The organism is Caballeronia sp. BCC1704, assembly GCF_902833455.1.
Classification (GTDB): Bacteria; Pseudomonadota; Gammaproteobacteria; order Burkholderiales; family Burkholderiaceae; genus Caballeronia.
This window is the reverse complement of the sequence record NZ_CADFFT010000003.1, coordinates 380,631-393,563: the sequence shown is the minus strand read 5'-3', so window position 1 is coordinate 393,563 and position 12,933 is coordinate 380,631. Positions and strand designations below refer to the sequence as shown.

13 protein-coding genes are annotated in these 12,933 nt (G+C 66.0%); 9 read left to right on the top strand and 4 right to left on the bottom strand.

What is annotated here, in order from left to right:
* Positions 1 to 324 precede the first annotated feature (324 nt).
* Positions 325 to 891: a MarR family winged helix-turn-helix transcriptional regulator gene (locus HWX53_RS17400; RefSeq protein ID WP_175943083.1), complete on the bottom strand. Its 567-nt coding sequence runs from the start codon at positions 889 to 891 to the stop codon at positions 325 to 327.
* Between the two features lie 330 nt (positions 892 to 1,221).
* Here HWX53_RS17400 and HWX53_RS17395 point away from each other — a divergent pair, with 330 nt between their 5' ends.
* From HWX53_RS17395 to HWX53_RS17355, 9 genes are all read left to right on the top strand, one after another.
* A complete protein-coding gene (locus HWX53_RS17395) occupies positions 1,222 to 2,484 on the top strand; it encodes an amidohydrolase/deacetylase family metallohydrolase (RefSeq protein ID WP_175943081.1) in 1,263 nt (420 codons plus the stop codon).
* Positions 2,485 to 2,495: 11 nt separating this feature from the next.
* On the top strand, positions 2,496 to 4,901 hold the full coding sequence (locus HWX53_RS17390; RefSeq protein WP_175943079.1) for a xanthine dehydrogenase family protein molybdopterin-binding subunit: 2,406 nt from the start codon (positions 2,496 to 2,498) through the stop codon (positions 4,899 to 4,901).
* Positions 4,898 to 5,731 (top strand): FAD binding domain-containing protein, encoded by an 834-nt coding sequence (locus HWX53_RS17385; RefSeq protein ID WP_175943077.1) that lies wholly within the window; start codon positions 4,898 to 4,900, stop codon positions 5,729 to 5,731. Before HWX53_RS17390 ends, HWX53_RS17385 begins: the two co-directional genes overlap by 4 nt.
* Entirely contained in the window at positions 5,728 to 6,249 is a 522-nt protein-coding gene (locus tag HWX53_RS17380) for a (2Fe-2S)-binding protein (RefSeq protein WP_175943075.1), read from the top strand. The genes HWX53_RS17385 and HWX53_RS17380 overlap by 4 nt, the downstream gene beginning before the upstream one ends.
* A 24-nt stretch (positions 6,250 to 6,273) precedes the next feature.
* The gene (locus HWX53_RS17375) at positions 6,274 to 6,969 is read left to right on the top strand and encodes an SRPBCC family protein (RefSeq protein ID WP_175943073.1); all 696 of its coding nucleotides are present in this window, start codon (positions 6,274 to 6,276) and stop codon (positions 6,967 to 6,969) included.
* 2 nt (positions 6,970 to 6,971) lie between these two features.
* Positions 6,972 to 8,168 (top strand): DUF1116 domain-containing protein, encoded by a 1,197-nt coding sequence (locus tag HWX53_RS17370; RefSeq protein WP_175943071.1) that lies wholly within the window; start codon positions 6,972 to 6,974, stop codon positions 8,166 to 8,168.
* Positions 8,165 to 8,554, top strand: a complete 390-nt coding sequence (gene hpxZ, locus HWX53_RS17365) for an oxalurate catabolism protein HpxZ (RefSeq protein WP_175943069.1) — start codon at positions 8,165 to 8,167, stop codon at positions 8,552 to 8,554. The genes HWX53_RS17370 and hpxZ overlap by 4 nt, the downstream gene beginning before the upstream one ends.
* Positions 8,551 to 9,768, top strand: a complete 1,218-nt coding sequence (locus HWX53_RS17360; RefSeq protein ID WP_175943067.1) for an amidase — start codon at positions 8,551 to 8,553, stop codon at positions 9,766 to 9,768. The genes hpxZ and HWX53_RS17360 overlap by 4 nt, the downstream gene beginning before the upstream one ends.
* Before the next feature lie 74 nt (positions 9,769 to 9,842).
* The gene (locus HWX53_RS17355) at positions 9,843 to 10,673 is read left to right on the top strand and encodes a phytanoyl-CoA dioxygenase family protein (RefSeq protein WP_175943065.1); all 831 of its coding nucleotides are present in this window, start codon (positions 9,843 to 9,845) and stop codon (positions 10,671 to 10,673) included.
* Between the two features lie 73 nt (positions 10,674 to 10,746).
* Here the strand turns inward: HWX53_RS17355 and HWX53_RS17350 are convergent, their stop codons facing one another.
* The 3 genes from HWX53_RS17350 to HWX53_RS17340 are packed head-to-tail and all read right to left on the bottom strand — an operon-like array spanning position 10,747 to position 12,919.
* Complete coding sequence (locus tag HWX53_RS17350; RefSeq protein WP_241270063.1) at positions 10,747 to 11,622, bottom strand: amino acid ABC transporter ATP-binding protein; 876 nt, start codon at positions 11,620 to 11,622, stop codon at positions 10,747 to 10,749.
* Positions 11,619 to 12,278: an ABC transporter permease subunit gene (locus tag HWX53_RS17345; RefSeq protein ID WP_175943063.1), complete on the bottom strand. Its 660-nt coding sequence runs from the start codon at positions 12,276 to 12,278 to the stop codon at positions 11,619 to 11,621. Before HWX53_RS17345 ends, HWX53_RS17350 begins: the two co-directional genes overlap by 4 nt.
* Positions 12,275 to 12,919: an amino acid ABC transporter permease gene (locus HWX53_RS17340; RefSeq protein WP_175943060.1), complete on the bottom strand. Its 645-nt coding sequence runs from the start codon at positions 12,917 to 12,919 to the stop codon at positions 12,275 to 12,277. Before HWX53_RS17340 ends, HWX53_RS17345 begins: the two co-directional genes overlap by 4 nt.
* Positions 12,920 to 12,933: the final 14 nt, after the last annotated feature.

The following is a 12,933-nucleotide window of genomic DNA, read 5'->3' as shown; positions in this document are numbered from 1 at the left end:
ATATATCGACATTTACGGCGCTGCGCTATCGAACTTTAGCGCTAGATTGAATTTCACTATATTAGTGCGCTGATGCGCGTCGACGGTGCGCACGCGTTATCGGAGGGCGTGTGCAGACAGAAAGGAACAACGAAGCCCGTACCGCAGATCGATTCGCTTCTTCGAGATCGTAGTGAGTCCGAATGAAACGATGCGAACCTATACAAGGATGTCTGTGCGGTCAGCGAACGGGTTCCCGGGCAAGAGATGCAGGTCGAAGGTTTCGTCGCTCAGCAGATATTAGACGCGTCCGGGGCGATGGCGGGGCGCCCCTGGGCGTCGTGTTCACGTGGCGTCGGCCTCGCTTTCGTCCTGCGCGAGCAACTGGCTGTCGGGCAGCCGGAAGGGTACGAGATTATCCGCGTTGTTGGCTTCCACCAGCCGGATCATCTGGAGCATGAAGAAATCACGCTCGACGGGCGACAGATGCTCGATGGTGCGCTCGTGCGCGCGCTGCACCGCGGCGGCCATCTTCCTGACCAGGCGTTTGCCAGCGGGCGTGAGCCTGACAAGCCGCAGCCGCTTGTCATGCTCCGCCTGCGTGCGGCTGACGAGCCCGCGCGCGTTGAGGCGAGGAATCACTTCCGCGACGCTGGATCGCTCCAGTCCGACTTCGATAGCGAGCGAGTTCTGATCCATCTCGCCGAGTGACTCGAGCGCCGTGAGCAAGCTGTACTGCACTGGCGTGATATTGAATTCGCTCGTTTCCTGCACGAACAGGAAGGTATGGATCTGATGCAGGCGACGAATGAGAAAGCCCGGCCGTGCAAAGAGCGGCGAGCGAGTCTGTCGTTCGGCAAGCTCGGCTCGGACGCTCTTAATGTCGATTCGATCGGTGGCCATGTTTCGCATGTCAGCGACTTTTTCAGAAAAAGGATTGAGCGTCGGGCGCCCGATGCCGCATTTTAGGCCCAAACCGCATCGCGCCGCAAATCCGTGGTACACCTACGAATCACCATAAGAAGGCATCGCGCATGGGCGTGGTGCGGGCGCGCGTCCGTGACTGTCCGACTTGGTGCGATGGCTTTCGACAAAATCCGTGGTACGGCACGCATCGCCCGTAATCGAATGTCGTAAGCCATTGAAACGACGAGGAAAGAGGCCTGCGAGGCATGGCGAAGCGAAATCGGCATACTACTTGCGGTACACCACGCATCTTTCCACTCGCGATGCGCACAGCACATGTCACAAGTACTGCTCAAAGGGGGGCGCGTCATTGACCCGGCCCAGAAGATCGACGCCACACTCGACATTCTGGTGGACAACGGCGTCATCGCCGCAATCGGCGTCGACGCCGCGACACAGGCGCGGCATGCAGAAGTCGTCGATTGCAGTGGCAAGCTGGTGCTGCCCGGTCTTATCGATACCCACGGTCACGTCTACCAATACGTCACGGGACGCTTCGGCCTGAACGCGGATCAGTGCGGCGTGCAGTCGGGCGTCACGACGCTCGTCGATCAGGGCGGACCGAGTTGCATCACCATTCCGGGCTTTCGGCACTACGTGGCGGAGCGTTCGGCCACGCGCGTCCTGGCGTTCATTTCGGCCTATCTCGTCGGGGGCCTCGAAGGTCACTATTATCCGGACCTGTATCGTCCCGACTGTCTCGATGCCGATGCGACCATCAAGTCGATCAAGGCCAATCCGGATCTCGTGAAGGGCATCAAGGCGCATGCAGAAATCGGCGGGTTTGCGCGCTGGGGTCTCGACGTCATGAAAATCGCCGCGCAGATCGGGCGCGGCGCAAATCTGCCCCTGTACATCCATTTCGGTCAGTTGTGGCCGAAGCCGCAGAGTGGCGGACTGCCGGTGCAGCCCGACTGTATCTTCAATCAGGTGGTCGAGACGCTCAAGCCCGGCGACATCCTCGCGCATCCGTTCAGCCGTCATCCCGGCGGCTTCGTCGAAGAGAACGGGCAACTGCATCCGCTCGTGCACGAAGCGGTGTCGCGCGGCCTGAAGATCGACGTGGGCCACGGCTCGCACTTCAGCTTCAAGACGGCGCGTATCGTGCTCGACGCGGGTGTCGTCCCCGACACGCTCGGCGCAGACATGCACGGCTACAACACGCACGTGCCCGCCCCCGCCGGCACGCCCGACAGTCACCCGGACGAAGAGCATTCGTTTCTCGGCCGCACACAGTTCAGCCTCGTCAGCGCGATGACAAGCATGCTGGCGCTCGGCTTGCCGCTCGGTCACGTTGTTGCGATGGCGACCTGCAACGCCGCGAAGATGGTCGGCATGGAGCACGAGATCGGCACGCTCGAAGTGGGGCGGGGCGCGGACATCAGCGTGCTGGATGACCGTCGCGGGCGCTGGGTGCTGGAGGACAACGAAGGCACACAGGTCATCACCGACCGCATGTTGTCGCCGCTCTTTTGCCTGCGGGACGGCGTGCGCCACAACGCGGTCTCGCCGACGCTGCCGCTCGCGCGCGCCGCGTGAGGTTCAAGCACATGATCAGACGTCCGCAGAAACAAGGCAGTGACCGCCCCCAAGGCATCGGTGCATCGCTCAGGCGCAAGGAAGACGAGCGTTTCATGCACGGGCGCGGCGAATACGTGCCGAATATACGCATGGTCGGCATGGTGGATGTGGCCTTCGTGCGCAGCCCGATTGCGCACGGTCATATCGTCGGCATCGAGAAGCCGAAGGAATTCGAACACGCGATCTACACGCTCGCCGACATGGAAGGCGTGAAGCCTATCGTCGCGAATTCGGGCCTTCCGGGCTTCAAATGCTCTGAACAGCCTGTTCTCGCGAGCGCCAAAGTGCGGCAGGTCGGCGAGACGATCGCGATGTGCGTGGCCGCGACGCGCGCGCAGGCCGAGGACATCGCCGCGCAGGTGTTCGTCGATTTCGAGGAACTGCCCGCCGTCGTCGACATGCTGGACGCGCGCCGCGACGATTCCGCGCTCGTGCACGAACACTGGGGCGACAACGTCTTCCTCGAAACGTTCGTCGATGCGAACCCCGACGTCGATCTCGATGCCATTCGCCGCGACGCGCCCATCCGCGTGCATCGCAAGCTGCGCACGGCGCGCCAGAGCATGGCGCCGATGGAAGGCCGCGGTTGCGTGGCGCACTGGGACCGGCGGCTGTCGCAATTGATCGTGCACACGTCCGCGCAGATGCCGCATATCACGCGTACCGGGCTCGCGGAATGTCTCGGCCTCGACGAAGGACAAGTGCGCGTGATCGCGCCGGACGTGGGCGGGGGCTTCGGATACAAGGGCATTCTGCTTCCTGAGGAAGTGTGCTGCGGATGGCTCGCGATGCAACTCGAAAAGCCGGTGCGCTGGATCGAGGATCGCCGCGAGCAGCTCACGGCAAATGCGAACTGCCGCGAGCACGACTACGACATCACCGGCTACGCGGATCGCGACGGGCGCCTGCTCGCGGTCGAGTGCGAGGCACATGTCGATTCGGGCGCGTACTCGTCCTATCCGTTCTCGGCGTGCCTCGAAGCGGCGCAGATAGGCAGCATTCTGCCCGGGCCGTACAAGATGGAGCGCTTCCGGTGCCGCACGTGGTCGGTGGCGACCAACAAGCCGCCGATCCTGCCGTATCGTGGCGTGGCGCGCACGGGTGTCTGCTATGCAATCGAATCCATCATGGATGGCATCGCGCTCGAAGCGGGCATCGAACCTTTCGAGGTGCGGCTGCGCAATCTCGTGGAGCCGCACGAAATGCCCTACGACAACATCACGAAAAAGCACTTCGACAGCGGCGACTATCCCGAGGCGGTGCGCCGTGCGATGGCCGCCATCGACCTGCCGGCCGTGCGCGCAAGACAGCGCCGGGGCGAACCTGACGGCAGGCGCATCGGTTTCGGCATGTCGGTGTTCTGCGAGCAGGGCGCGCACGGCACGTCGGTGTATCACGGCTGGGGCATTCCGATGGTGCCGGGTTACGAGCCGGCCGTGATCCGCCTCACGCCCGATGGCGTGCTCGAAGTGCGCGCCGGCGTGCACTCGCACGGCCAGAGCATGGAGACGACGCTCGCGCAGATCGCGCACGAAGTGCTCGGCATCGACACCGACCGCGTGCGCATCGTGCTGGGCGACACCGGCGTCACGCCGTATTCCACCGGCACGTGGGGCTCGCGCTCGATCGTGATGGCGGGCGGCGCGGTGGGCCGCGCATCGAAGGAGTTGAAGGAGCGGCTCCTGAAGATCGGCGCGCATCTGCTCGGCGAACCGTTGAGCGAGGTGCGCTGGGAGAACGGCGCGGTGGTCGGCACGCAAGGCTCGCGCAGCCTGCGGGACATCGCGCGGACCTGGTATCTCGCGCCGCAACTTTTGCCGTCCGATGTCGACCCGCGCGGACTCGAAGTCTCGACGTCCTATCAGGCGAAGCGCGACTCGGGCACGTTCAGCTACGCGTGTCACGCGGTGGTGGTCGCGGTCGATCCGGCGCTCGGCCAGACGGAGATTCTCGACTACGTGATCGTGGAAGACGGCGGCGTGCTCATCAATCCGATGGTCGTCGACGGACAGGTCTTCGGCGGCGCGGCGCAGGGCATCGGCACGGCGCTCTACGAGGCGATGCCGTACAGCGAAGACGGCCAGCCGCTTGCCTCGACGCTCGCCGACTACCTCCTGCCCGGCGCGACCGAGGTGCCCGCCATTCGCATCGAACACATGGAAACGCCCGCCCCGTACACGGAGTTCGGGCAGAAGGGCATCGGCGAGAGCGGGGCGATCGGTCCGCCCGCCGCGATCGCCAACGCCGTCAATGATGCGCTGCGCGGACTCGGCGTGCGCATCGACCAGTTGCCGATCACGCCGCGCCTCATCGTCGAAGCGATCGCCCGAGAGCGCCAGCGCCAGGCCCACGCGATGAAAGGAATGCCCGCATGAAAGCCGCGACCTACGATTACGCAAAGCCGCTCGCCTGCGACGAGGCGATTGCACTCATCGGACCGACCGACGGCATGGGCAAGTTCGTGTCCGGCAGCCAGTCGCTCGGACCGATGATGAACCTGCGGCTCGCGCAGCCCGAAATGCTCGTCGATCTTCGCGGAATCGAGGCGCTGCGCGCATGCCGCACCGATGGCGAGACGGTCACGCTCGGCGCGTGCATCACGCACGCGGAGATCGAGGACGGCAGGGTCGAGACCGGCACGCGCGGCCTCATGGAGTACGTGGCCGGCGGCATCGCGTATCGCGCCGTGCGCAACCGTGGCACGCTGGGCGGCAGTGTCGCCCACGCCGATCCCGCCGCCGACTGGATCAATACGATGTGCGCGCTCGACGCGGAGTATCTCGTCGCGGGACGAGGCGGCGCGCGGGTGATCGACTGCGCGGACTGGATGGCCGGCGCATTCACGACCGCGCTGGAAGCCGATGAAATCCTCACCGGCGTGCGCTTCGCGCGTCTTTCGCCGACGGCGCGCTGGAGCTACTACAAGTTCAACCGCAAGCCGGGAGAGTTCGCCGAAGCCATTGCGGTGTTCATCGACGATGCGGCGCGCGGCGTGTGCCGTGCCGTGATCGGCGCGATCGACGCACCGCCTTATCGGATCGACGATGCGCGCGATCTGCTTCGCGACGCCGATCCACGGACCTCGTGCTTCGATGCGCATCTCGAAGCAGCGGGCATCGAAGCCGGAAGCTACGAACACGAAGTGCATCGCGTGGCGCTGGTACGCGCTTCTGCGGGCATTCGCAATCAGGATGGAAAAGCATGAGCGAGCCCATGATCAAGACGATCGAACTCATCGTCAACCGTGCGCCAGTCGCGGACCGCGTCGAGCCGCGCACGAGCCTCGCCGATTTCCTGCGCGAGCAACGCATGCTGTGCGGCACCAACATCGGCTGCGAGCAGGGCGTATGCGGCGCCTGCACGCTCGAGGTGGACGGCATGCCGACCCGTTCGTGCATCACGCCAGCGGTCACGTGCGCGGGAAGCACGGTACGCACCATCGAAGGCTTCGACGACGACGCCACCATGAACGAGTTGCGCGCTGCGTTCAGCGCCGAGCACGCGCTGCAATGCGGCTACTGCACGCCCGGCATGCTGATGACGGCGCGCGACATCGTGACCCGCCTGCCCGACGCCGACGACGCCCGCGTGCGCCTCGAGCTCTCCGGCAACCTCTGCCGGTGCACTGGTTACGTGGGCATCGTCCGCGCGATCCGCCGCGTGCTCGATGCGCGTCGCGCCCACGCAGCGGTGCCGCTTGCGGTCGCGGCCGTGACCGCCTGAAAACCGATACGGAACCCGTACGCAATGGAAATCGAACAAAGCTTCACCGTCCCGTATCCGCGGGATGCCGTCTGGGCGCGCTTTCACGACACGCCGGAGATTGTCGCGTGCCTGCCGGGCGCGTCGCTCACGGCGCCGGTCGACAACGGCATGCTCAAGCTCGCGATGACCGTCAAGCTCGGCCCGATCGTCGCGTCTTTCGCGGGCGACGGCGAGATGAAGCTCGACGATGCGCAGTATCGCGGCAGCATTACCGGAACGGGCGTGGACCGCAAGAGTTCGTCGCGCGTGAAGGGCGTAGCGTCGTTCGCACTCGAGGCCACGGCGGCAAACGAGACGCGTGTCGACGTGAAAGTGGACTACACGATCGGCGGGAGCCTCGCGCAGTTTTCGCGTGGCGGCATCGTGAAGGAATTGGCGACGCGCATGACCGAAGCGTTCGCGGATAATCTCAAGGCGAAGCTCGACGAGGCGGGCGCGGCATCCGACAGCGCGCCGGTGCAGGCCGTGGTGCAGGAAGCCGAGGCGAGCGTCGCGCCGGTGGAGCACGTTGCATCCGCTGCATCCGCCGCACAAGCGCCCGTGGAAGCGCGTCCGGCTGAGCGTCCGGCATCGGCCAACGCGGTGAAACCGGCGAACGCGCCGCTCGACGTCGGCAATCTGTTCTGGAAGATGCTGTGGTCGCGCCTGCGCGGACTGTTCAGCTTCGCGGCCCGCTGATCATGCGCGCCGACGATGCGAACGCACGCGCGTTGAGCCGCATTCACGCCGTGCGTCCGCAATGGCGTGCGGTCGTGGCGGCGCGCGACGCCGTGTGTCTGCCGGACTTCACCCTGCTTCACGCGGGGCCGCCGTTCGGGAATCCGCGCGAGCCGTCGCCGCCCGTGCGCTCGTCGGCCATCCTTTGCTGTCTCTATGAAGGCTGGGCGATGGACGAAGCGCACGCCGAACGGCTGATCGCGCAGGGCGAAGTGCGGCTCGAAAGCGCGCAGTCGTACGGCGTGGTGACGCCGCTCGCGGCGGTGATCTCGCCGCATACGACGCTCGTGGAAGTGAGCGATGAGATCGATCCCGCCGCACGCGCGTGGTCCCTGCTGGGCAGCGGCGCCGGTCCGCAGATCCGCTTCGGAACCCGCGACTTGCGCATTCTCGATCGCATGAAGTGGCGGGACGAGGTGCTCGCGCCCGCGCTCGATGACGCCCTCGCTCGCGGACCGCTCGATTTGCTCGCCCTGGCGCAGACCGGTCTGCATGACGGCGACGACCTGCATGCGCGCACCACGGCCGCAACCGCCGCGCTGCGTGCTGCGCTTGCTAGCCGCCTTACCGATGCATCCGCTGAAATCGACGCCATGCTGGCGCAGACGCCGCTCTTCTTCCTGACGCTATGGATGGCCGCGTGCGCGCTCATGCTTTCGGCGGCGAGTCCGGGCGACGCTTCGTCGACGCTCGTCGTTGCGCTCGCGGGCAACGGCGAGCGCGTCGGCATCCGGCTTGCGGGCGCGCCCTCACGCTGGATCACCGCGGCTGCACACGCGCCGAAAGGACCGCGCATCGATCCGCGACAGGCCGCGCACGCCGCGCCGCTGACCGGCGACAGCGGCGTCATCGACGCGGCAGGTTTCGGTGCTCAGGCGCTCGCGTTCGCCCCGGAGCCGGCGCAGGCCTTCGAGCCATTTCTGCCCGCCGGCTGGCGCGATCGGCAGGCGCGCGTTCATACGGAATCGCACCCCGCGTTCGGGCGGCTGCCCGGCGTGCTCGACGCGGCGCGCGTCGAGCGCGAAGGGATCGCGCCGCTCGCCGCCATCGCGATGATCGGCGGCGACGGGCGAGCGGGACTGCTCGGACGCGGCCTCTATGCAGCGCCGCCCGAGCTCTTCGCGCGTGCTTTGCAGACCCTTTCCGCCGAGACCCCATGAGCGCGCAACCGATCAATCATCCGGCCACCCTCGCGGCGGTCGAAGCCGCCTTCGACGAATACGAGCGCGCGCTCACGACCAACGACGTCGCCGTTCTCGACGCGCTTTTCTGGATGAGTCCGCACACGCTGCGCTACGGCGCGACCGAAAACCTGCAAGGCTACGACGCCATCCGCGAATTTCGGGCGCAGCGCCCGGCCAAGGGGCTGATGCGCAAGATCGTCGACCGGTCGGTGACGACCTTCGGTGCGGACTTTGCCGTGGCGAACATCACGTTCTCGCGCGCGGGCGAACCGCGCATCGGGCGTCAGTCGCAGACGTGGGTGCGCATCGACGGCCGGTGGCGCGTCGTCGCCGCTCATGTCAGCTGGATGGACCCGTCATGACGAAAAACGATCTGCTGCAAGCGGGCCTGCACGGAGCGTTCGTCGCCGATGGCTTCGATTCGCTGCCGTCGGCCGCGCAGCCCTCGCGCACCGGCGACAAACTGGCGACACTGCGCCTCGCGGTGAAGGACGTGTTCGATATTGCCGGCTTGCGAACGGGCAGCGGCAATCCCGTGTGGCGCGAACAGCAGCCGGTCGCCGCACGCACCGCGCTTGCCGTTCGCGTGCTGCTCGAAGAAGGCGCGCAATGGGTCGGCAAGACCGTCACGGATGAACTGACCTACAGCCTCGCCGGCGTCAACGCGCACTATGGCACGCCAGTCAATCCCGCCGATCCGGCGCGGATTCCGGGCGGATCGTCATCGGGTTCTGTCGTGGCGGTGGCGGCGGGTCATGCCGACATCGCGCTCGGCACCGATTGCGGCGGCTCCGTGCGGCTGCCGGCGAGTTATTGCGGCGTATGGGGCATGCGGCCCACGCATGGCCGTATCGCCACGGACGGATGTCTGACGCTCGCCCACAGTTTCGACACGGTCGGCTGGTTCGCGCGAGACCACAGCACGCTCGCGCTCGTGTTCGAGGTGCTGGCGCAAAGCGTCGTCGCGGCGGATGACGATGCCTTCTCCGTGCACGTTCCGCGCAATCTGCTCGCCTGCGCCGATGTACCCGTCGCGGCCCGCTTCGAGGCGGCTATCGAGGCAACGATGAAGTCGCTCGGCGAGCGCGTGAGTTTCGTCGCGCCGGAGGCGTCGCTCGCGGACTGGGCGCAGGCGTTCCGCGTGTTGCAGGCGGCGGAAATCGCCCAGCGATACGGCGCGTGGGCGCGCGATCATGCTGCGAGCTTCGGCGCGGACGTCGGCGCGCGCTTCGCGATGAGCCTGACCATCACGCGCGAGCAGACCGCGCAGGCGCAGCGCGTTCGCGCCGAAGCTATCCGCGCAATGGCCGAAGCCCTGCCGCAAGGCATCTACTGGCTCATTCCGACCGTGCCGGGCGGCGCGCCGCGCGCCGATGCATCTGCGCAAGCGGTCGATCACGCGCGCGCGCGTGCGCAGCGGATGCTGTGCGTCGCGGGTCTCGCGGGCTTGCCGCAAGTGAGCATGCCGTGGACGCGTATCGACGGCGCGCCGGTCGGCCTTTCCGTGATCGGCGCGCGCGGCGCGGACGAAGGCGTGCTGCGCGTCGCGCGCGCGCTGCACGAAGTCATGCAGTAAGCGTCGGCGCGGGCGCGGCCCGCTGCCGGACGAGCAGGCGTCTTTCCGAACAAAGCCCACTCAAAGGAACGTCCATGACGAAGCATCTGACCGAAGCGCAGGTCGCCCACTTCAAGCAGCACGGCTATGTCTATCCGATGCGCGCGATCGACGCGCAAGAGGCGGCGGAGTATCGCCGCATCATCGAACGGTATGAGGCGTCCACCGGGGAGGACGTCAACAAGACGCTGAAGATCAAAGGCCATCTGGCCTTGCCGGCGATCGTCGAGCTGGGGCGTCATCCGGCCATTCTCGATGCGGTCGAGGACCTCATCGGACCGGACATCATGCTGTTCGGCGCGTCCATCTTCGCAAAGAACGGTGGCGATCCGCGCTATGTGTCGTGGCATCAGGATTCAACGTACTTCGGGCTGACGCCGCACGAAGAAGTCACGGTGTGGGTCGCGCTCACACCGGCCAATTCGGTCAACGGCGTGCTGCGTGTGCTGCCCGGCTCGCACAGCGGACCCGACCTGAAGCACGTCGAGACCTACGCGAAAGACAACATGCTCGCAAAAGGCCAGACGCTCGTCGGTATCGACGAAGAGCTGGCCGTCGAGATGCCGCTCCAGCCGGGCGAATTCTCGATGCATCACGAACGCACCGCGCATAGTTCGCTGCCGAATCGCTCGGATGACCGGCGCATCGGCTTCGCGTTTTTCTACGTGCCGGCGCACGTGCGATCCGCGACTGGCCGCCGCCGCGCGACGCTCGTACGCGGTGTCGATCGCTTCGGTCACTGGGATGCCGACACCTTGCCCGAATACGATTGCGATCCGCGCTCGATGAGCGAACTGGCGCAAACGTGGGGCAAGTACAAGGACGGCGAAGTGAAGCAGGCCGCGGACATGGTCGCGCCGCAGTGAGTCGGTTCACGCTCGCGGCGGCGTGTGCACGCCGCCGCGAGCGTAAAGCTCAGGCGCGTTCGGGCGATGCGCTTCAGTCGTCGGCCGCCTGATGCGGCGAGCGAAAGCGCGCCAGAAACTGCCGCGCGCGCGAGGTCTGCGGTGTGCCGAAGAATTGCGCGGGCGGTGCGCTCTCGATCACCTGTCCGGCGTCCATGAAAACGACGCGGCTTGCCACTTGCCGCGCGAATTCCATCTCGTGCGTGACGATCACCATGGTCGCGCCTTCCTGCGCGAGCGAGCGCATCACGTTCAGCACTTCGCCGACGAGCATCGGGTCGAGCGCGCTGGTGGGTTCGTCGAAAAGCAGGATGTCCGGTTTCATTGCCAGTGCCCGCGCGATGCCCACACGCTGCTTCTGACCGCCCGACAGCCGCGAGGGGAAGGCGTCCAGCTTCGCAGCGAGGCCGACACGTTCCAGTAGGCGCTCGGCGTCCGCCCGCACTTCGTCGCGCGGACGTCCGAGCACGTGCAGCGGCGCCTCCATGACGTTCTGCAGCACCGTCAAATGCGGCCATAGTGCGAAGTGCTGAAACACCATGCCGATGCGTGCCCGCGAACGCGCGAGTTCAGCATCGTTCATCTTGATCGACGAGCCCTCGCGCACGCCCATGCGCCGACCCGATACGTGGATGGTGCCGGCATCCGGAATCTCCAGCCAGTTCACGCAGCGTAGGAGAGTGGACTTCCCGCAACCCGATGGTCCCAGCAGGCATACGGTCTCGCCCTTGTGCACGGTGAGCGAGACATCGCGCAGCACGTGGTTGTCGCCGAATGACTTCGAAATGCCGTTAAGTTGCAGGACCGTCTGCGCCGTCTCGCTCGCCGCGCCGTATGCGAGGCCGCTCGAGCTTTTTGCCGCGTCGGGTGCGCGCATGGCCGTGAGCGGGACGTCGTTGGAAATGTTCATGCTCTGCGTTCCTCGGCGAATCTCGACAATAATCCGCTGCCGCCTTCGATCACGAGGCAAATGGCCCAGTACAGCAGCACGGCCGTGATGAACGCGGCAAACGGGATGAAATAGGTAGCCTGAATGCCGTTCATCTGATGCGTCAGTTCGCCGACCGCGATCACCGTGAGGAACGCGCTGTCTTTCACAATCTGCACGAGCTGATTTCCGATCATCGGCAAAGCGACGGTGAAGACCTGCGGGAGAATGATGCGGCGAACGAGACCGAAGCCGTGAAAGCCGTAGGCGCGCGCGGCTTCGATCATCGGCACGGGCAGCCCGGCCCACGCGCCGCGCAACAGTTCGGCCATGTAGGCGGTGTTATAGAGAATCAGCGCGATGGCGCCCGCCCACCAGTTCGACAGACGAATGCCAGCGGTCGGCAGACCGAAATAGATCAGATAAACGAAGAGCAGAAAAGGCGCGCAACGCATGGCATCGACATAGAGCATGGCGAGCCGCGCGATGGCCGGGCGCTTCGACATGAGCGCGGGCGCGAGCAGTGCGCCCAGCAGGAGCGAAGCGATTGCGGCGACGGCCAGCAGTCCGAGCGTGTCGAGCAGGCCCGCAAGCACGTCCGCGCGCTGCTGCCAGACGATCAGAAAATGTTCGGTCATGCGCGCGCCTCCACGGGCTGACGTCTCTCGATCAGACGCTGCGCCCGGATCAGCACGAACACGATCAGCCCGTACAGCACCAGTGCGAACACGAACGGCGGCAGCGGATCATAGGTGCGCGCGCCCACACGCAGGGCGGCGCGCGTGATCTCGACGATGCCGATGACCGCGACCGCGGGCGTCGACTTGATCTGCAAGGTCATTTCGTTGACGAGACCCGGAAGGCTTGCGCGCCAGATCTGCGGCATCACGATGCGCCGGAACCGCAGGCTGCGCGGCATGGCGAAGGCGAGGGCGGCGTCGTACTGATCGCGCGGGAAGTTCATCAGCGCAGCGCGCCAGATTTCGCAATTGAACGCTGCCGTGCTGATGGTGAGTGCGAGGATCGCGGCGGGCGTCGGGTCCAGGGAGATGCCGAACTGCGGCAGCGCGAAGAAAATCAGCAACGTCAGCGTGACGGCAGGACACGAGCGGATGAGGCTCACGTACGCGAGCGCGATGCGGTTGAGATACGGCACGCGCGCCCAGCGAATCAACGCAAGTCCGAGCCCCAGCGGCACGCCGAGCACGATGCTGGCGACCGAAAGAAGCACGGTCGCCAGCGCGCCCTGCGCGATGCTCCAGTAATCGAAGGCGTTCATCGATGGGAGTTGGT